The organism is Mycobacterium helveticum (assembly GCF_007714205.1).
In the GTDB taxonomy this organism is placed as follows: Bacteria; Actinomycetota; Actinomycetes; order Mycobacteriales; family Mycobacteriaceae; genus Mycobacterium; species Mycobacterium helveticum.
The window spans coordinates 1-18,076 of sequence record NZ_VMQU01000071.1; the positions used below are offsets into that span (position 1 = coordinate 1).

At 72.0% G+C, this 18,076-nt stretch carries 20 protein-coding genes; 16 read left to right on the forward strand and 4 right to left on the reverse strand.

Annotated features, from left to right (window positions below):
• On the reverse strand, window positions 1-339 hold a 339-nt coding region (locus FPZ47_RS16520; protein WP_145039512.1), incomplete at its 3' end, for an NUDIX domain-containing protein.
• Between the two features lie 45 nt (window positions 340-384).
• Between FPZ47_RS16520 and nadA the strand changes: the two genes are divergently transcribed.
• From nadA to nadC, 3 genes are read left to right on the forward strand one after another with little or no spacing between them, the layout of a single operon-like run.
• Complete coding sequence (nadA, locus tag FPZ47_RS16525; RefSeq protein WP_168209478.1) at window positions 385-1,443, forward strand: quinolinate synthase NadA; 1,059 nt, start codon at window positions 385-387, stop codon at window positions 1,441-1,443.
• A complete protein-coding gene (locus tag FPZ47_RS16530) occupies window positions 1,440-3,014 on the forward strand; it encodes an L-aspartate oxidase (RefSeq protein WP_144952903.1) in 1,575 nt (524 codons plus the stop codon). The genes nadA and FPZ47_RS16530 overlap by 4 nt, the downstream gene beginning before the upstream one ends.
• A 2-nt stretch (window positions 3,015-3,016) precedes the next feature.
• Entirely contained in the window at window positions 3,017-3,871 is an 855-nt protein-coding gene (nadC, locus tag FPZ47_RS16535; RefSeq protein ID WP_144952901.1) for a carboxylating nicotinate-nucleotide diphosphorylase, read from the forward strand.
• A gap of 100 nt (window positions 3,872-3,971) precedes the next feature.
• Here the strand turns inward: nadC and FPZ47_RS16540 are convergent, their stop codons facing one another.
• A complete protein-coding gene (locus tag FPZ47_RS16540) occupies window positions 3,972-4,397 on the reverse strand; it encodes a nitroreductase family deazaflavin-dependent oxidoreductase (protein WP_144952899.1) in 426 nt (141 codons plus the stop codon).
• Window positions 4,398-4,501: 104 nt separating this feature from the next.
• Between FPZ47_RS16540 and hisD the strand changes: the two genes are divergently transcribed.
• Genes hisD through hisI form a run of 8 tightly spaced genes read left to right on the forward strand, consistent with a single transcriptional unit; the run spans window position 4,502 to window position 10,918 of the window.
• Window positions 4,502-5,830 (forward strand): histidinol dehydrogenase, encoded by a 1,329-nt coding sequence (gene hisD, locus FPZ47_RS16545; protein ID WP_144952911.1) that lies wholly within the window; start codon window positions 4,502-4,504, stop codon window positions 5,828-5,830.
• Window positions 5,827-6,960, forward strand: coding sequence for a histidinol-phosphate transaminase (locus FPZ47_RS16550; protein WP_144952897.1), 1,134 nt, complete (start codon window positions 5,827-5,829; stop codon window positions 6,958-6,960). Before hisD ends, FPZ47_RS16550 begins: the two co-directional genes overlap by 4 nt.
• On the forward strand, window positions 6,957-7,601 hold the full coding sequence (hisB, locus tag FPZ47_RS16555) for an imidazoleglycerol-phosphate dehydratase HisB (protein ID WP_144952896.1): 645 nt from the start codon (window positions 6,957-6,959) through the stop codon (window positions 7,599-7,601). Before FPZ47_RS16550 ends, hisB begins: the two co-directional genes overlap by 4 nt.
• On the forward strand, window positions 7,598-8,230 hold the full coding sequence (gene hisH / locus FPZ47_RS16560; protein WP_144952894.1) for an imidazole glycerol phosphate synthase subunit HisH: 633 nt from the start codon (window positions 7,598-7,600) through the stop codon (window positions 8,228-8,230). The genes hisB and hisH overlap by 4 nt, the downstream gene beginning before the upstream one ends.
• A 4-nt stretch (window positions 8,231-8,234) precedes the next feature.
• Window positions 8,235-8,969 carry a bifunctional 1-(5-phosphoribosyl)-5-((5-phosphoribosylamino)methylideneamino)imidazole-4-carboxamide isomerase/phosphoribosylanthranilate isomerase PriA gene (priA, locus tag FPZ47_RS16565; protein ID WP_144952892.1) on the forward strand — a complete coding sequence of 245 codons (735 nt, stop codon included), beginning with the start codon at window positions 8,235-8,237 and terminating at the stop codon, window positions 8,967-8,969.
• A gap of 8 nt (window positions 8,970-8,977) precedes the next feature.
• The gene (locus FPZ47_RS16570; RefSeq protein WP_144952890.1) at window positions 8,978-9,778 is read left to right on the forward strand and encodes an inositol monophosphatase family protein; all 801 of its coding nucleotides are present in this window, start codon (window positions 8,978-8,980) and stop codon (window positions 9,776-9,778) included.
• Between the two features lies 1 nt (window position 9,779).
• Window positions 9,780-10,574 carry an imidazole glycerol phosphate synthase subunit HisF gene (gene hisF / locus FPZ47_RS16575; protein ID WP_144952888.1) on the forward strand — a complete coding sequence of 265 codons (795 nt, stop codon included), beginning with the start codon at window positions 9,780-9,782 and terminating at the stop codon, window positions 10,572-10,574.
• Window positions 10,571-10,918 (forward strand): phosphoribosyl-AMP cyclohydrolase, encoded by a 348-nt coding sequence (gene hisI / locus FPZ47_RS16580; protein WP_144952886.1) that lies wholly within the window; start codon window positions 10,571-10,573, stop codon window positions 10,916-10,918. Before hisF ends, hisI begins: the two co-directional genes overlap by 4 nt.
• Here the strand turns inward: hisI and FPZ47_RS16585 are convergent.
• The gene (locus FPZ47_RS16585; RefSeq protein ID WP_144952884.1) at window positions 10,915-12,450 is read right to left on the reverse strand and encodes a serine/threonine-protein kinase; all 1,536 of its coding nucleotides are present in this window, start codon (window positions 12,448-12,450) and stop codon (window positions 10,915-10,917) included. The genes hisI and FPZ47_RS16585 overlap by 4 nt on opposite strands.
• A 73-nt stretch (window positions 12,451-12,523) precedes the next feature.
• Here FPZ47_RS16585 and FPZ47_RS16590 point away from each other — a divergent pair, with 73 nt between their 5' ends.
• A complete protein-coding gene (locus FPZ47_RS16590) occupies window positions 12,524-13,129 on the forward strand; it encodes a class I SAM-dependent methyltransferase (protein WP_144952882.1) in 606 nt (201 codons plus the stop codon).
• 61 nt (window positions 13,130-13,190) lie between these two features.
• Entirely contained in the window at window positions 13,191-14,282 is a 1,092-nt protein-coding gene (locus FPZ47_RS16595; protein WP_144952880.1) for a calcium:cation antiporter, read from the forward strand.
• 88 nt (window positions 14,283-14,370) lie between these two features.
• On the opposite strand, the gene FPZ47_RS16600 is transcribed toward FPZ47_RS16595, so the two are convergent.
• Window positions 14,371-14,835: a peroxiredoxin gene (locus tag FPZ47_RS16600; RefSeq protein WP_144952878.1), complete on the reverse strand. Its 465-nt coding sequence runs from the start codon at window positions 14,833-14,835 to the stop codon at window positions 14,371-14,373.
• 110 nt (window positions 14,836-14,945) lie between these two features.
• Between FPZ47_RS16600 and FPZ47_RS16605 the strand changes: the two genes are divergently transcribed.
• The 3 genes from FPZ47_RS16605 to trpC all read left to right on the forward strand — a co-directional run bounded on the left by FPZ47_RS16605 (window position 14,946) and on the right by trpC (window position 18,035).
• Entirely contained in the window at window positions 14,946-16,475 is a 1,530-nt protein-coding gene (locus FPZ47_RS16605) for an anthranilate synthase component I (RefSeq protein WP_144952876.1), read from the forward strand.
• Entirely contained in the window at window positions 16,472-17,116 is a 645-nt protein-coding gene (locus FPZ47_RS16610) for a TIGR02234 family membrane protein (RefSeq protein WP_144952875.1), read from the forward strand. The genes FPZ47_RS16605 and FPZ47_RS16610 overlap by 4 nt, the downstream gene beginning before the upstream one ends.
• A gap of 100 nt (window positions 17,117-17,216) precedes the next feature.
• Window positions 17,217-18,035, forward strand: a complete 819-nt coding sequence (gene trpC / locus FPZ47_RS16615; protein ID WP_144952873.1) for an indole-3-glycerol phosphate synthase TrpC — start codon at window positions 17,217-17,219, stop codon at window positions 18,033-18,035.
• The last annotated feature ends 41 nt before the right edge of the window (window positions 18,036-18,076 follow it).

Consider the following 18,076-nt stretch of genomic DNA (forward strand, 5'->3'; position numbering starts at 1 on the left):
GGAGGGCACCAGGCCCAGGAACGTGGATGCGATCCTTCGGGTGTTGCCGGGCACCCGGTGGGGGTCGGAGAAGACCGCCAGCTGCTCGAGATGTGCCAGCTTGCGCAGGTCGACCTTCTCGGCCAGTTGGCGCCGGACCGAGGTCGTCATGTCCTCGTCGTTGCGCAGCCGCCCGCCCGGCAGCGACCACGCGCCCTCCTGCGGATCCTTGGCGCGCTGCCATAACAGCACGTTAAGCTGCGGTTTCTCTTTTCGGGCTCCCGCCTTGACCTGCTCGGTCACGTGGCGAACCTGGAACACGACGGCGAGCACTTCGTGCGCGGTGTTACCATTGGTCATGTTTTCGATTCTAAGTCGAAAACCTCGGGGCCGAAAGGAGCCGCCGTGACGGTGCTGAAAGGCATGGACACGTTCGCGGAAAACATCGCCAGCAAAATCACCGACATCGCGGATTCGCCCACCGGCTACAGCGGCGTGGACGCCGACGCGCAGTGGGCCGCCGAGATCCGCCGACTGGCCACGGCGCGCAACGCCACCGTCCTCGCGCACAACTACCAGCTGCCCGCCATCCAGGATGTCGCCGACCACGTGGGGGACTCGCTGGCGCTGTCGCGGATCGCCGCCGACGCGCCCGAGGACACCATCGTGTTCTGCGGCGTGCACTTCATGGCCGAGACCGCCAAGCTCCTCAGCCCGGACAAGACCGTGCTCATCCCCGACCAGCGGGCCGGGTGCTCGCTGGCGGACTCGATCACCCCCGACGACCTGCGCGCGTGGAAGGACGAACACCCCGGCGCCGTCGTCGTCTCCTACGTCAACACCAGCGCGGCGGTCAAGGCGCTCACCGACATCTGCTGCACGTCGTCCAACGCGGTCGACGTCGTCGCATCGATCGACCCCGACCGCGAGGTGCTGTTCTGCCCGGACCAGTTCCTGGGCGCGCACGTCCGCCGCGTCACCGGGCGCACCAACCTGCACGTGTGGGCCGGTGAATGCCACGTGCACGCCGGCATCAACGGCGACGAACTCGCCGACCGGGCCCGCGCGAACCCCGACGCCGAGCTGTACGTGCATCCCGAGTGCGGTTGTGCGACGTCGGCGTTGTACCTCGCCGGCGAGGGCGCCTTCCCGCCGGACCGGGTCAAGATCCTGTCCACCGGCGGCATGCTCGACGCCGCCCACGCCACGCAGGCCCGCAAGGTGCTGGTCGCCACCGAGGTCGGCATGCTCTACCAACTGCGCCGGGCCGCACCGGAGGTGGACTTCCAGGCCGTCAACGACCGCGCGTCGTGCAGGTACATGAAGATGATCACCCCCGCGGCCCTGCTGCGCTGCCTGGTCGAGGGAGCCGACGAGGTGCACGTCCAACCCGACATCGCCGCCGCGGGCCGGCGCAGCGTGCAGCGGATGATCGAGATCGGTCAGCCGGGCGGTGGGGAATGACGGCCGCCGCGGCGTGGACGGCGGCCGCCGACGTGGTCGTCATCGGCACCGGCGTCGGCGGATTGACCGCAGCACTGGCCGCCCGGCGCGCCGGCCGTGACGTCGTGGTGCTGTCCAAGGCCGACCAGACACACGCCGTGACCGCCACGCACTACGCCCAGGGCGGCATCGCGGTGGTGCTGCCCGACAATGACGACTCTGTCGACGCCCACGTCGCCGACACCCTGGCCGCGGGCGCCGGCCTGTGCGATCCCGACGCGGTCACCTCGATCGTGGCCGACGGCTACCGCGCGGTGACCGAATTGGTCGGTGACGGGGCGCGATTCGACGAGGCCGTCCCCGGCCGGTGGGCGCTGACGCGCGAGGGCGGGCACTCCCGGCGCCGGATCGTGCACGCCGGCGGCGACGCCACCGGGGCCGAGGTGCAGCGCGCGCTCGACGACGCCGCGGCCGCGCTGGACATCCGCACCGGCCACGTGGCCCTGCGGGTGCTGCACGACGGCGGGGCGGTCACCGGGGTGTTGGTGGGCAATCCGGACGGCCACGGGATCATCAGCGCGCCGTCGGTGATCCTGGCCTCCGGCGGCCTCGGGCATCTCTACGGCGCCACCACCAACCCGGGCGGGTCCACCGGCGACGGGATCGCGTTGGCCCTGTGGGCCGGCGTCGCGGTCGGCGACGTCGAGTTCATCCAGTTCCACCCGACGATGCTGTTCGCCGCCGCCGGCGGACGGCGGCCCCTGATCACCGAGGCCATCCGCGGCGAGGGCGCGATACTGCTTGACAGGCAAGGCAATTCGATCATGGACGGCGTTCACCCGATGGCGGACCTGGCGCCGCGCGACGTCGTCGCGGCCGCCATCGACGCCCGGATGAAGGCCACCGGCGACGCGTATGTCCTGCTCGACGCCCGCGGCATCGACGGCTTCGAGGCCCGCTTCCCGACCGTCACCGCCGCGTGCCGGGCCGCGGGCATCGACCCCGTCCGGCAACCCATGCCGGTCGTCCCGGGGGCGCACTACAGCTGCGGCGGGATCGTCACCGACGTGTACGGCCGCACCGAGCTGCCGGGGCTGTTCGCGGCGGGCGAGGTGGCCCGCACCGGGATGCACGGCGCGAACCGGTTGGCGTCCAACAGCCTGCTGGAGGGGCTGGTGGTCGGCGGCCGCGCCGGCACGGCCGCGGCGGCACACGCCGCGGCGGCCGGGCGGGTGCACGCCGAGGCGCCCGAGCCCCTGGCGTGCAGCGCGCCGCGGCGCGACGACCTGCAGCGCGCGATGAGCCGCGACGCCGCGGTCGTGCGCGATGCTGCCGGGCTGCGGCGGTTGTCCGCGGTCTTGTCGGGCGCGCCGGTGCGTCACGTCGCGGGACGCCGCGATTTCGAGGACGTCGCGCTGGCGATGACGGCGCGTGCGGTGACCGCCGCGGCCCTGGCCCGCACCGAGAGCCGGGGCTGTCACCATCGCGCCGAACACCCCGACACCGCGCCCGAACAGGCCCGCAACAGCGTGCTGCGGCTGGCCCAGGACCGCACGTCGGTGCTGGTCGAGACGCTGGCAGCGGTGGGTTGACGATGCTGTCGGACTCCGAGCGGGCCGCCGCCCGCGACACCATCCGGCGGGGCCTCGACGAGGATCTGTGCTACGGGCCCGACGCGACCACGCTGGCGACGGTTCCCGGCGACGCGGTGGCCACGGCGTCGATGGTGCCCCGGGAACCCGGCGTGGTCGCCGGGGTGGACGTCGCGGTGCTGGTTCTCGACGAGGTGCTCGGTGCCGGCGGCTACGAGGTGGTGCACCGCCTCGAGGACGGCACCCCGTTGCAGCCGGGGGAGGCCCTGCTGACCGTGCGGGCGCCCACCCGAGGGTTGCTGACCGCCGAGCGGACCATGCTGAACCTGATCTGTCACCTGTCGGGGATCGCCACCGCGACCGCGGCCTGGGTGGCGGCGGTCGAGGGCACCAGGGCCCAGATCCGCGACACCCGCAAAACCCTGCCCGGGCTGCGGCTGCTGCAGAAGTATGCGGTACGGGTCGGCGGGGGCGTCAACCACCGGCTCGGGCTCGGCGACGCGGCCCTGATCAAGGACAACCACGTGGTGGCCGCCGGATCGGTGGTCGAGGCGCTGCGCGCGGTGCGCGCAGCGGCCCCGGGCCTGCCCTGCGAGGTCGAGGTCGACTCCCTCGCGCAGCTGGACGCGGTGCTGGCCGAAAAGCCCGAGCTGGTCCTGCTGGACAACTTCCCGGTATGGCAGACGCAGATCGCCGTGCAGCGCCGGGACTCGCGCGCACCCGCCGTGTTGCTGGAATCGTCCGGCGGGCTCAGCCTCGACACGGCGGCGACCTATGCCGCGACCGGGGTGGACTACCTGGCGGTCGGAGCGCTGACCCATTCGGTGCGGGTGCTCGACATCGGCCTGGACATGTAGGCGGGCGCCGGTGCGCCCCGCCGCGACACATAAATCACGCACCCGACACGCCGGCGCGCATCGCGCTGGTTGATGTCTCGACGCGCGGAACGCGCCGGCTTCAGGCGACGATGTCGCCGACGAACACCCCGATGCGGCGCAACTGCAGGCGCGCCATCCTCGGCAGGTTTTCCGCGTCGGGGCCCGCTGAGCCGGCCGGCAGAATCCGCGGGTTGGTGATGTGCACCACGCGGTTGCGGCGCAACTGCACGTCGGCCTCGCCGGCCGCGAGCACGTTCTTGACCCAGTTGGTCTTGCCGTGGCCCAGCGCGATCGCCAGCACGTTTCCCTTGCGATAGGGCGTGATGATGGTCTCGTAGGGCCTGCCGGACGTGCGCCCGCGATGCTTGATGGTCGCCGTTGCGGGCAGAAACCGCGCGATCGGCTTGAGCGCCGGGTTGAAGTATTTGATCTGGAAGCGCTCGAACCACGGCGGGAACACCATCGGGACGCCCGGCGCGTTGTTGGGATGATCCTTTGCGGACATGACGGCTCCCTTTCCCGAGCGGGTGTTCACCGGCACTGTACCGGCCGGATAACGACTTGAGTTGCTCTGGGACAATGGACACCGTGACTGCCACGCCCGCACCCGTGATCGCCCGCATCGACCTGCGGGGCACGGAATTGACGGCTGCCCGGCTGCGGGGGGCGTTGCCGCGCGGCGGCGCCGACGTGGAGAGTGTCCTTCCCACGGTGCGACCGATCGTGCAGGCCGTCGCCGAGCGGGGCGCGCAGGCGGCGCTGGAATACGGGGCGTCGTTCGACCGCGTGCGGCCCCGGGCCGTGCGGGTGCCCGGCGCCGTGCTCGAGGCGGCGCTGTCCGGACTGGACCCCGAGGTGCGCGACGCGCTGCAGGTGATGATCGAGCGCACCCGCGCCGTGCACGCCGACCAGCGTCGCCCCGACGTGACCACCACGCTGGGTCCGGGCGCGACGGTCACCGAGCGGTGGGTCCCCGTCGAGCGGGTCGGGTTGTATGTGCCCGGCGGCAACGCGGTGTACCCGTCGAGCGTGGTGATGAACGTGGTACCCGCGCAGGCCGCCGGCGTCCCCTCGCTGGTGGTGGCCAGCCCGCCGCAGGCCCGCTCACAGTCCGGGTTCGCCGGCCTGCCGCACCCGACGATCCTGGCCGCGGCCGCGCTGCTCGGGGTCGACGAGGTGTGGGCCGTGGGCGGTGCGCAGGCGGTGGCGCTGCTGGCCTACGGCGGCACCGACACCGATGGGTCCGAGCTGGCGCCGGTGGACATGATCACCGGGCCCGGCAACATCTACGTCACCGCCGCCAAGCGGCTCTGCCGCTCCCGGGTGGGCATCGACGCCGAAGCCGGGCCGACCGAGATCGCCATCCTCGCCGACCACACCGCCGACCCGGCGCACGTGGCCGCCGACCTGATCAGCCAGGCCGAACACGACGAGATGGCCGCCAGCGTGCTGGTGACCCCCAGCGTCGACCTGGCCGATGCCACCGACGCCGAACTGGCCGACCAGCTGTCGACCACGGTGCACCGACAACGCGTGACCACCGCCCTGGCCGGACCCCAGTCGGCGATCATCCTGGTCGACGACCTGGATGCCGGGGTCGACGTCGTCAACGCCTACGCCGCCGAGCACCTGGAGATCCAGACCGTCGACGCGGCGCGGGTCGCCCGCCGAATCCGTTCGGCCGGAGCCATTTTCGTGGGCCCGTACGCGCCGGTGAGCCTCGGCGACTACTGCGCGGGATCCAACCACGTGCTCCCGACGGCGGGCAGCGCCCGCCATTCCAGCGGCCTGTCCGTGCAGACCTTCCTGCGCGGCATCCATGTCGTCGACTACACCGAGGCGGCCCTCAAGGACGTGTCCGGGCACGTGGTCACGCTGGCCAAGTCCGAGGACCTGCCCGCGCACGGCGTGGCGGTGCGGCGGAGGTTCGAGCGATGACGGCGCGCCAACCCACCCTCGCGGACCTGCCGCTGCGCGCGGACCTGCGGGGCAAGTCGCCCTACGGCGCGCCGCAATTACAGGTGCCGGTGCGGCTCAACACCAACGAGAACCCGCACCCGCCCAGCACGGCCCTCGTCGAGGACGTCACGCGCTCGGTGCGGGCGGCGGCCGCGGAACTGCACCGCTACCCCGACCGCGACGCGGTGGCGCTGCGCCGCGACCTGGCGGGCTACCTCACCGCCCAGACCGGAACCCGGGTAGGCGTCGAAAATGTTTGGGCCGCAAACGGTTCCAACGAGATTCTGCAGCAGCTGCTGCAGGCCTTCGGCGGGCCGGGGCGCACCGCGATCGGGTTCGTCCCGTCCTACTCGATGCATCCGATCATCGCCGACGCCACCCGGACCGCATGGATCGAGGCGCCCCGCGCCGACGACTTCAGCCTCGACGTGGACAAGGCGGTCGCCGCCATCGCCGAGAACAAGCCCGACGTGGTGTTCGTCGCCAGCCCCAACAACCCGTCCGGGCAGAGCATCTCGCTGCCGGACCTGCGGCGGCTGCTCGACGCGGTGCCGGGCATCCTGATCGTCGACGAGGCCTACGGCGAATTCTCCGCGCAGCCCAGCGCGGTGTCGCTGGTCGGGCAGTACCCGACGCGGCTGGTCGTCACCCGCACCATGAGCAAGGCGTTCGCCTTCGCCGGTGGCAGGCTCGGCTACCTGGTCGCCACGCCGGCGGTGATCGACGCGCTGCTGCTGGTGCGGCTGCCGTATCACCTGTCCTCGGTCACCCAGGCCGCGGCGCGGGCCGCGCTGCGGCACGCCGGCGACACCCTGGGCAGCGTCGCCGCCCTGGTCGCCGAGCGTGAGCGAGTGACGAAATCATTGCGCGACATGGGTTTCCGGGTCATCCCGAGTGACGCGAACTTCGTGCTGTTCGGCGAGTTCGCCGACGCCCCGGCCGCCTGGCAGCGCTACCTGGACGCCGGCGTGCTGATCCGCGACGTCGGCATCGCCGGCTATCTGCGCGCCACCACCGGCCTGGCCGCGGAGAACGACGCGTTCCTGCGGGCCAGTGCCGACCTCGCCGCCGCCGAACTGGCGCCCGTCACCCCCGTAGGAGCACCGTGACCGCCACCGAAACCGGCAACACGACCGCCGGGAACACCCGCCGCGCGCGCATCGAGCGTCGCACCCGCGAATCCGACGTCGTCGTCGAACTCGACCTCGACGGCACCGGTGTGGTCCACGTCGACACCGGTGTCCCGTTCTACGACCACATGCTGACGGCGCTGGGCAGCCACGCCAGCTTCGACCTGACCGTGCACACCCGGGGCGACGTCGAGATCGAAGGGCATCACACCATCGAGGACACCGCGATCGCGCTGGGTCAGGCGCTGCGGGAGGCGCTCGGCGACAAGTTGGGCATCCGCCGCTTCGGGGACGCGTTCATCCCGATGGACGAGACGCTGGCTCACGCCGCGGTCGACGTGTCCGGGCGGCCCTACTGCGTGCACACCGGGGAGCCGGATCACTTGTTGCGCACCACTATTGGAGGCAGTTCGGTGCCCTACCACACCGTCGCCAACCGGCACGTGTTCGAGTCGCTGGCCGCCAACGCGCACATCGCGCTGCACGTCCGCGTTCTCTACGGGCGCGATCCGCACCACATCACCGAGGCGCAGTACAAGGCCGTGGCCCGCGCGTTGCGTGCGGCCGTCGAGCCCGATCCCCGGGTGTCGGGTGTGCCGTCCACCAAAGGTGTTCTGTGACGTCAACTTCTCGGACGAAGTCCGTTGTGGTCCTCGACTACGGCTCGGGCAACCTGCGGTCGGCGCAGCGCGCGCTGCAGCGGGTCGGCGCGTCAGTCGAGGTGACCTCCGACGCGGGGGCCGCCGCGGCCGCCGACGGGCTGGTGGTGCCCGGCGTCGGCGCCTTCGAGGCGTGCATGAACGGCCTGGGCCGGATCGGCGGCCGGCGCATCATCGCCGACCGGGTCGCGGGCGGCCGTCCGGTGCTGGGGGTGTGCGTGGGCATGCAGATCCTGTTCGCCCGCGGCATCGAGTTCGGGGTGCAGACCCAGGGGTGCGGGCAGTGGCCCGGGGAGGTGACCCGGCTGCGCGCCCCGGTGATCCCGCACATGGGGTGGAACGTGGTGGACGCCGCGCCGGGCAGTGTGCTGTTCAAGGGGCTGGACGCCGACGCCCGGTTCTATTTCGTGCACTCCTACGCCGCGCAGCGCTGGGAGGGGGCCCCGGAGGCGATGCTGACCTGGGCCACCCATCGGGTGCCTTTCCTGGCCGCGGTCGAGGACGGTGCGCTGTCCGCCACCCAGTTTCACCCCGAGAAGAGCGGGGACGCCGGTGCGGCGGTGCTGAGCAATTGGGTGGAGGCGTTGTAGGGAGATGTCGCTGATTCTGTTACCCGCCGTCGACGTGGTCGACGGGCGTGCCGTCCGCCTGGTGCAGGGCAAGGCGGGCAGTGAAACCGAGTACGGCACGGCGCTGGACGCCGCACTGAACTGGCAGCGCGACGGCGCCGAATGGATCCACCTGGTGGACCTGGACGCCGCGTTCGGTCGCGGCTCCAACCGCGACCTGCTCGCCGAGGTGGTGGGCAAGCTCGACGTGCGGGTGGAGCTGTCGGGCGGCATCCGCGACGACGACTCCCTGGCCGCGGCGCTGGCCACCGGCTGCGCCCGGGTGAACCTGGGCACGGCGGCGCTGGAGAACCCGCAGTGGTGCGCCCGCGCCATCGCCGAGCACGGCGACAGGGTGGCCGTCGGGCTGGACGTCCAGATCGACGACGGAGCACACCGGCTGCGGGGGCGCGGCTGGGAAACCGATGGCGGCGACCTGTGGGAAGTGCTGGAACGCCTTGACGGCGAAGGATGTTCGCGCTACGTCGTCACCGACGTAACCAAGGACGGCACGCTGGGCGGGCCCAACCTGGACCTGCTGGCCGGCGTCGCCGAACGCACCGACGCCCCGGTGATCGCCTCCGGCGGGGTGTCCAGCCTGGACGACCTGCGGGCGATCGCCACCCTTGTCGGCCGCGGCGTCGAGGGCGCCATCGTGGGCAAGGCGCTCTACGCCGGGCGGTTCACGCTGCCGCAGGCGCTGGCCGCGGTGCGCGGGTAGGGCCCGCGATGAATCTCACCGCGCTGGTCGCCCAGGCCTCGGCGATCCTCGACGCCGCCGTGCCGCGGTTCCTGGAGGGCCGCCGGGCCGTTTCGGCGGTTGCCAAGCAGGGCAACGACTTCGCCACCGAGATCGACCTGGCGATCGAGCGGCAGGTGGTCGCCGCGCTGGTCGAGGCCACCGGGATCGGCGTGCACGGCGAGGAGTTCGGCGGCACCGACGTCGGCGCGCCGTGGGTGTGGGTGCTGGACCCGATCGACGGCACCTTCAACTACGCCGCCGGGTCGCCGATGGCCGCGATCCTGCTGGCCCTGCTGCACGACGGGGACCCGGTGGCGGGCCTGACCTGGCTGCCGTTCGTCGACGAGCGCTACACCGCCGTCGCCGAGGGTCCGTTGCTGAAAAACGGTGTGCCGCAACCGTCGCTGGGCGACACCAAACTGGCCGACAGCCTGGTCGGGGTCGGCACGTTCAGTGCCGACGCGCGGGGTCGCTTTCCCGGACGCTATCGGATGGCCGTGCTGGAAAACCTCAGCAGGGTGTCGTCGCGGCTGCGCATGCACGGCTCCACCGGCATCGACCTCGTCTACGTCGCCGACGGGATCCTGGGTGGGGCAATCAGTTTCGGGGACCACATCTGGGACCATGCCGCCGGGGTGGCGCTGGTGCGGGCCGCCGGAGGCATCGTCACGAACCTTGCCGGTGAGGCGTGGACGCCCGCGGCGCGGTCGGTGCTGGCCGCGGCGCCCGGGGTGCACGGCGAGATCCTCGAACTTCTGCGCGCCACCGGCGCACCCGAGGACTACTGAGATGGGTCCGGACACTCCCGCCAACGGTCTTGCCGTACGGGTCATCCCGTGCCTGGATGTCGACGCGGGGCGGGTCGTCAAGGGCGTCAACTTCGAGAACCTGCGCGACGCCGGCGATCCCGTGGGGCTGGCGGCCGCCTACGACGCCGAAGGCGCCGACGAGCTGACCTTCCTGGACGTGACCGCGTCGTCGTCGGGCAGGGCGACGATGCTCGACGTGGTGCGCCGCACCGCCGATCAGGTGTTCATTCCGCTGACCGTCGGCGGCGGGGTGCGCACGGTCGACGACGTCGACACGCTGCTGCGTGCGGGCGCCGACAAGGTCTCGGTCAACACCGCCGCGATCGCCCGGCCCGACCTGCTCGAGGAAATGGCAAGGCGGTTCGGCTCGCAGTGCATCGTGCTGTCGGTCGACGCCCGCACGGTGCCGCCGGGGTCGGCGCCCACCCCCTCGGGCTGGGAGGTCACCACCCACGGGGGCCGGCGCGGCACCGGTATCGACGCCGTCGAGTGGGCTTCGCGCGGGGCCGATCTGGGGGTGGGGGAAATCCTGCTGAACTCGATGGACGCCGACGGCACCAAGGCCGGGTTCGACCTGGCGATGCTGCGCGCGGTCCGTTCCGCGGTCACCGTGCCGGTGATCGCCAGTGGCGGGGCCGGCGCGGTCGAGCACTTCGCGCCCGCGGTCGCGGCCGGCGCGGATGCGGTGTTGGCGGCCAGCGTCTTTCACTTCCGCGAGCTCACGATCGGGCAGGTGAAGGCGGCGATGGCGGCCGCGGGGGTGGTCGTGCGGTGACGCTGGACCCGCGGATCGCCGCACGCCTGAAACGCAACGCCGAGGGCCTGTTCACCGCCGTCGTGCAGCAGCGGGGCAGCGGCGACGTGCTGATGGTCGCCTGGATGGACGACGCGGCGCTGGCGCGCACCCTGGAAACCCGCGAGGCCACGTACTATTCGCGGTCCCGCGCGCAGCAGTGGGTCAAGGGCGCGACCTCGGGCCACACGCAGCATGTGCATTCGGTGCGGCTGGACTGTGACGGTGACGCCGTGCTGCTGACGGTCGACCAGGTGGGCGGCGCGTGCCATACCGGCGACCACAGCTGTTTCGACGCCGACGTGCTGCTCGGGCCGGAGGGCTAACCGGGCACGGCGTCGAGGCCGTTGGCCGCGGCGATCGCGGCGCGGGCCCACTCATGGTGGTAGACGGCCGGACCGACGCGGTCGCGGCGGATCTTCTCGACGTCGATGGCCGTCCCGTTGACCAGCGCACCCGGCACCCGCAGCGAATAGGACGGCTCGTCGGTGGCGATGGCCAGCAGGGCGTCGCTGTCGCCCAACCCGTTGGCGCGCACCGCGTTCTCGGCCCACCTGAACGACCGCAGGCCGCCGAAGTTCTTGACGTAGACCACCCACAGGCGGGTGCCGCGGCCGTTGTAGAGCTTGGTGAGCGCCCTGTCGACGGCCGCGTGCTCGACGGGCCCCAGCACGCCGGACTGATCGGTGATCTGGGTGGACAGCGTGATCGCCGGCGGCGACGGGGGTACCGCGGCGGCGCCGCCCGGCGCCGCCGCCGCCGGGCCGCCCGGCGGCGCCGCCGCCGAGGGGGAGGGCGCGCTGCTCGCCGGTTGGCGGGACTTTCCGCCCAGCAGGTGCATGCCGACCACCGCGGCCACTCCCACCAGCGCGACGGCGACGAGCGCCGCGACCACCGTGACCGGACCCGGGCGGCGACCGCGGGCTTTCGGCGCCGCCCCTGCCGGGCGCGCGATCACCTCCGTCGGCGCGGCGCCGGCGTCGGCGCGCCGTGTCACGGGTGCCGGCGCGGTGGCCGGTTGGCCGGCCAGTGCCGTCGCGAAGTCCGTGCACGTGGCGAAGCGCTCGTCGGGGCTCTTGGCCATCGCCGTGGCGATGACCGCGTCGAGGTCCGCTGCGTCCGGGCGCCGATCGCCGACGCGCGGCGGCGGCGTCGACAGGTGATGGCCGATGACCACCGCCGGGTTGGAGTGCGCGAACGGCGCGGACCCGGTGAGCAGGTTGAACGCGGTGCAACCGAGCGCATACTGGTCGGCGCGCGGGTCGACGTCGGCGCCGCGCAGCTGCTCGGGCGCGCAGTAGGCGGTCGTGCCCACCAGCATGTTCGTCGCGGTCAGCCCGCTGATCTCGCCCAGTTCCCGCGCGATGCCGAAATCGCCGAGCAGGATGCGCCGTCGCGGGCCGCTATGCCCGAGCAGGATGTTGGCGGGTTTGACGTCACGATGCAGCAGCCCGCGGGAGTGGGCGTAATCGAGCGCGTCGGCGACCGCCGCGACGATCTCGACGACATCGGCTTTGGGCATCCCGGACGGATAGTTGCTGCGCAGCAGCTGAGCGGCGTCGGTGCCCTCGACGTAGTCCATCGAGATCCACAGCTGCCCTTCGTATTCGCCGCGGTCGTGGATGCCGACGATGTGCTCGTGGTAGAGACCGGCGGCCAGGTCGGCCTCCCGGTTGAAGCGCTGGCGGAACTCGAGGTTGCCGGTCAGGTCGCCGGGCAGGATCTTCAGGGCGTCGCGGCGGGGCAACCGGGGGTGCTGCGCCAGATACACCTGGCCCATCCCGCCGGCGCCCAGACGCCGAAGGATGGTGTATCCGGCGAACACGTCACCTTCGGCAAGGCCGTCGCTGTTCGGCATGTGAGCATGCTACTGAGGCGGTGACCGCGTGATCGGCATTCGCGGACCCCGACCGTGTTGCGACAATGGCCGCATGGGCGAGCAGAGCATCTGGATGCGGAAGGTCGCGGCCAACCCCGGGCATTCGCACTGGTACGTGGAGCGTTTCCGGTCCCTGGCCCGCGCCGGGGAGGACCTGGCCGGCGAGGCCCGGTTCGTCGACGCGATGGTGCCCCGCGGCGCCCGCATCCTGGACGCCGGCTGCGGGCCCGGCCGCCTGGCCGGGTACCTGGCCGCCGCCGGCCACCACGTCGTCGGCGTCGACGTCGACCCGGTGCTGATCGCGGCGGCCGAGCAGGATCATCCCGGACCCCGGTATCTGGTCGGCGACCTCGCCGAACTCGACCTGCCCGCGCGCGGCATCGCCGAGCCGTTCGACGTCATCGTGCTGGCCGGCAACGTCATGGCGTTCCTTGCCCCCAGTACCCGCGGCCGGGTGCTGAGCCGGGTGCGCGCCCACCTCGGGCGCGACGGCCGCGCCGTGATCGGCTTCGGCGCCGGGCGCGACTACGCGTTCGGCCGGTTCCTCGAGGACGCGGCGGCCGCCGGCCTCGCGCCCGACCTGTTGCTGTCCACCTGGGATCTGCGGCCCTTGACCGACGACTCCGACTTCCTCGTCGCGGTCCTGCGACCGGTGTAGGCGGGGATGACCCCGCGCCGTCCCGCGCGAACCGGGGCAACTTCGATGACAATGACGGGCGATGTCGAAACGCGTGTCGTGGACGGTCGCGGTACCGGTGTTCTCCGTCGTCGCGCTCGCGCTGAGCTGGGGCGAGGAGCTCGGGCCCGTGCCGGCCCTGCTCGTGGCGGTGTTCCTGATCGGCGCCGTGCTGGCCGCCGTCAACCACGCGGAGGTGGTCGCCCACCGGGTCGGTGAGCCGTTCGGGTCGCTGGTGCTGGCCACGGCGGTGACGACGATCGAGCTGGCGCTGATCGTCGCGCTCATGGCCTCCGGCGGGCACGAGGCATCGACGTTGGCCCGCGACACCGTGTTCGCCGCGTTGATGATCACCACGAACGGGATCGTGGGACTGTCGCTGCTGCTCGGTTCGCACCGCTACGGCGTGACCGTGTTCCACGCCGAGGGCACCGGCGCGGCGCTGGCCACGCTCACCACGCTGGCGACGCTGAGCCTGGCGCTGCCCACGTTCACCACCACCCAGGGCGGACAGGAATTCTCCCCCGCCCAGCTGGCATTCGCCGCGGTCGCCTCGCTGGGGCTCTACCTGCTCTTCGTCTTCACGCAGAACGTGCGGCACCGGGACTTCTTCCTGCCGGTCACGCAGAAGGGCCAGAAGAGCTTTTTCGAGGACGAGAGCCACGCTGAGCCGCCGAGCACCGCGGCCACGCTGCGCAGCGTGGGCTTGTTGCTGGTGGCGCTGGTCGCGGTGGTGGGGCTGGCCGAGGAGGAGTCGCCGACGATCGAGCACCTCGTTTCGGCGGCCGGTTTTCCGCAGTCGTTCGTCGGGGTGGTGATCGCCGCCCTGGTGCTGCTCCCCGAGACGCTCGCGGCGGCGCGGGCGGCGCGGCAGGGCCGCATCCAGACCAGCCTGAACCTGGCCTACGGCTCGGCGCTGGCCAGCATCGGGCTCACGATCCCGGCCATCGCGCTGGCCTCGATCTGGTTCGGGGGGCCGCTGCTGCTGGGCCTGGGCGCCACCCAGTTGGTGCTGTTCGCGCTGACCGTGGTGATCAGCGTGCTCACCGTGGTGCCCGGGCGGGCCACCCGGCTGCAGGGCGAGGTGCACCTGGTGCTGCTGGCCGCCTACGTGTTCCTGTCGGTCGTCCCCTGAGTTTCCGCGGCGAGCAGACGCAGAATCGCACTCCGCCCGGCGATTTTGTGCGATTCTGCGTCTGCTCGCGCCCCAGGGGTGAGGGGTGCTACTTCGGTGACCGCGCCCGCAGCGTCTGCAGCGCCTTGTCGGCGTGCGCGTCCATACTGAACTCGCTGGCGATCACGTCGAGCACCGAGCGATCGGTGTCGATGACGAAGGTGGTGCGCTTGACCGGCAGCAACCTGCCGAGCAGACCGCGCTTGACGCCGAACTGTGCGGCCACCGTGCCTTCGGTGTCGGACAGCAGCGGGTAGTCGAACTTCTGCAGGTCGGCGAACTTGGCCTGTTTGTGGACGGGGTCGCCGCTGATGCCGACGCGGCCGGCCCCGACCGCGGCGAACTCGGCGGCCAGGTCACGGAAATGGCAGGCCTCCTTGGTGCACCCGGGCGTCATCGCGGCGGGGTAGAAGAACAACACCACCGGTCCGTCGGCGAGCAGGGCGCTGAGTTTGCGCGGCGTTCCCGTCTGGTCGGGAAGTTCGAAGTCGGCCACGGTGTCACCAGGTTTCATGACCGTCACGCTACCGCCCGCGCGCGCAACGCCGCGGCGGAAAATCGGAGCCGAAATCGCCCCGCCGCTACGCGCGCGGACCGTGGCCACGCATCTGCGAGGATGGTTCGGTGCACCACCATTTCGCCGCCACCACCTCACGCGAGGACTTCCGCCGGCTGGCGGCGGAACACCGCGTCGTCCCGGTGACCCGCAAGGTGCTGGCCGACAGCGAGACGCCGCTGTCGGCCTACCGCAAACTCGCCGCCGACCGCCCGGGCACGTTCCTGCTGGAATCCGCCGAGAACGGTCGCTCGTGGTCGCGGTGGTCGTTCATCGGCGCGGGGGCGCCGTCGGCGCTGACCGTGCGCGACGGCCAGGCGGTATGGCTGGGCGCCGCGCCGCACGACGCGCCCACCGGCGGCGACCCGCTGCGGGCGCTGCGCGCCACGCTCGAGTTGCTGGCCACCGCCGCGCTGCCCGGGCTGCCGCCGCTCTCGGGCGGCATGGTCGGCTTCTTCGCCTACGACCTGGTGCGGCGCCTGGAACGGCTGCCCGAGTTGGCCGCCGACGATCTGCACCTGCCCGACATGCTGCTGCTGCTGGCCACCGATGTGGCCGCGGTGGACCACCACGAGGGCACCATCACGCTGATCGCCAACGCGGTCAACTGGAACGGCACCGACGAGCGCGTCGACGAGGCCTACGACGACGCGGTGGGCCGGCTCGACGTGATGACCAGGGCGCTGGGCCAGGCGCTGCCCTCGACGGTCGCCACGTTCGGCAGGCCCGAGCCGCGGTACCGCGCGCAGCGCACCGCCGAGGAATACGGCAAGATCGTCGACTACCTCGTCGAGCAGATCGCCGCCGGTGAGGCCTTCCAGGTGGTGCCCTCCCAGCGCTTCGAGATGGACACCGGCGTCGATCCCATCGACGTCTACCGAATGCTGCGGGCCACCAACCCGAGTCCCTACATGTACCTGCTGCACGTCCCGAACGGCGAAGGCGCCACGGACTTCTCGATCGTCGGATCCAGCCCCGAAGCGTTGGTCACCGTCGCGGACGGCTGGGCGACGACGCATCCGATCGCCGGAACGCGGTGGCGGGGCAACAACGAGGAAGAGGACCAGCTGCTGGAATCCGAGCTGCTGGCCGACGACAAGGAACGCGCCGAGCACCTGATGCTGGTCGATCTGGGCCGCAACGACCTCGGCCGGGTCTGCACCCCGGGCACCGTGCGCGTCGAGGATTACAGCCACATCGAGCGCTACAGCCATGTGATGCACCTGGTGTCGACGGTGACCGGGATGCTCGACGAGCACCGGAGCGCCCTGGACGCGGTGACGGCCTGCTTCCCGGCGGGGACGTTGTCCGGGGCGCCGAAGGTGCGGGCCATGGAGCTCATCGAGGAGGTGGAGCAGACGCGCCGCGGCCTGTACGGCGGAGTGGTCGGCTACCTCGACTTCGCCGGCAACGCCGACTTCGCGATCGCCATCCGCACCGCGCTGATGCGCGACGGCACCGCCTACGTGCAGGCCGGCGGCGGGGTGGTGGCCGACTCCAACGGGCCGTACGAGTACACCGAGGCGTCCAACAAGGCGCGCGCGGTGCTGAATGCGATCGCCGCCGCCGAGACGCTGACCGCCCCCGATGCGACATGACCGGTGACCGGCGGGCCCGGCCGGCGATCCGGATCGCGCAGGTGCTGCTGGTGGTCGCCGCCGGCGCGCTGTGGGCGGCCTCGCGGCTGCCCTGGGTGGTGATCCGCGCGTTCGACGGCCTGGGTCCGCCCAGGGCGGTGACCCTGACCGGCGCGGCGTGGTCGACGGCGCTGCTGCCGCTGGCGCTGCTGATGCTGGCGGCCGCCGTCGCGACGCTGGCGGTGCGCGGGTGGGCGCTGCGCGTGTTGGCGGCGCTGCTGGCCGCGGCCAGCCTGGTGGTCGGCTACCTCGGCGTCAGCCTGTGGGCCGTCCCGGATGTGGCGGTGCGCGGTGCCGATCTGGCGCATGTCCCGACGATGACGCTGGTCGGAAGCACGCGGCAGTACGGGGGCGCGGCGGTCGCGGCGGCGGCCGCCGTGTGCACGCTGATCGCCTCGGTTCTGCTGATGCGGTCGGCCGCGGATTCCGGGTCGACCCGTTCGAGCGCAACGAGATACGCGGCGCCCGCGGCGCGGCGCTCGCGGGCGCGGACGGAGGGGCCGGACACGCCGGAGATGTCGGAACGGATGATCTGGGATGCGCTGGACGAGGGCCGCGACCCCACGGATCGCTCCCGCGGCCCGGACAGCGAGGGGCGGTGATGTGCCCCACGCCCAGGGCCGCTACCCTTCATGGACGTCGTCGGAATCGGTTGGGCATCGTTGTGACCGACCGGATGACCGTGGGAAGGAAACGACAGGCATGAGTCCGGCAACTGTGCTCGACTCCATCCTCGAGGGAGTCCGGGCCGACGTTGCCGCCCGCGAAGCCCTGATCGGCCTGTCGGAGATCAAAGCCGCCGCCGCGGCGGCGGCGCCGCCGCTCGACGTGATGGCCGCGCTGCGTCAGCCCGGCATCGGTGTCATCGCCGAGGTGAAGCGCGCCAGCCCGTCGGCGGGCGCGCTGGCGACCATCGCCGATCCGGCCAAACTGGCCCGGGCTTACGAGGACGGCGGCGCGCGGATCATCAGCGTGCTGACCGAGGAACGGCGCTTCCGCGGCTCGCTCGACGACCTCGACGCGGTGCGGGCCGCCGTCGCGGTGCCGATCCTGCGCAAAGACTTTGTGATACAGCCATATCAGATCCACGAGGCGCGGGCCCACGGCGCCGACATGTTGCTGCTGATCGTGGCCGCCCTGGACCAGTCGGCGCTCGTCTCGATGCTGGACCGCACCGAATCCCTTGGTATGACGGCGCTCGTGGAGGTGCACACCGAGGAGGAGGCCGACCGGGCGCTGACGGCCGGGGCCAAGGTGATCGGTGTCAACGCCCGCGACCTCACGACGCTGGAGGTGGACCGGGATTGCTTCGCGCGCATCGCGCCCGGACTGCCCAGCAACGTGATCAGGGTCGCCGAGTCCGGTGTGCGCGGTACCGGGGACCTGTTGGCCTATGCCGGCGCCGGGGCCGACGCCGTGTTGGTCGGCGAAGGTCTGGTCAAAAGCGGCGACCCGCGTGCCGCGGTTGCCGACCTGGTCACCGCGGGCACCCATCCGTCCTGTCCGAAACCGGCTCGCTAGTCACGTTGAACGCGATGAGTCATCCGCACGCCGAGCCCTGG

Coding starts and splice junctions, on each gene's coding strand:
- FPZ47_RS16530 (WP_144952903.1), top strand. CDS start 1,440: ATGACGGCCGCCGCGGCGTGGACGGCGGCCGCCGACGTGGTCGTCATC.
- nadC (WP_144952901.1), top strand. CDS start 3,017: ATGCTGTCGGACTCCGAGCGGGCCGCCGCCCGCGACACCATCCGGCGG.
- FPZ47_RS16540 (WP_144952899.1), bottom strand. CDS start 4,397: ATGTCCGCAAAGGATCATCCCAACAACGCGCCGGGCGTCCCGATGGTG.
- FPZ47_RS16550 (WP_144952897.1), top strand. CDS start 5,827: ATGACGGCGCGCCAACCCACCCTCGCGGACCTGCCGCTGCGCGCGGAC.
- priA (WP_144952892.1), top strand. CDS start 8,235: ATGTCGCTGATTCTGTTACCCGCCGTCGACGTGGTCGACGGGCGTGCC.
- FPZ47_RS16570 (WP_144952890.1), top strand. CDS start 8,978: ATGAATCTCACCGCGCTGGTCGCCCAGGCCTCGGCGATCCTCGACGCC.
- hisF (WP_144952888.1), top strand. CDS start 9,780: ATGGGTCCGGACACTCCCGCCAACGGTCTTGCCGTACGGGTCATCCCG.
- FPZ47_RS16585 (WP_144952884.1), bottom strand. CDS start 12,450: ATGCCGAACAGCGACGGCCTTGCCGAAGGTGACGTGTTCGCCGGATAC.
- FPZ47_RS16590 (WP_144952882.1), top strand. CDS start 12,524: ATGGGCGAGCAGAGCATCTGGATGCGGAAGGTCGCGGCCAACCCCGGG.
- FPZ47_RS16595 (WP_144952880.1), top strand. CDS start 13,191: ATGTCGAAACGCGTGTCGTGGACGGTCGCGGTACCGGTGTTCTCCGTC.
- FPZ47_RS16600 (WP_144952878.1), bottom strand. CDS start 14,835: ATGAAACCTGGTGACACCGTGGCCGACTTCGAACTTCCCGACCAGACG.
- FPZ47_RS16610 (WP_144952875.1), top strand. CDS start 16,472: ATGACCGGTGACCGGCGGGCCCGGCCGGCGATCCGGATCGCGCAGGTG.
- trpC (WP_144952873.1), top strand. CDS start 17,217: ATGAGTCCGGCAACTGTGCTCGACTCCATCCTCGAGGGAGTCCGGGCC.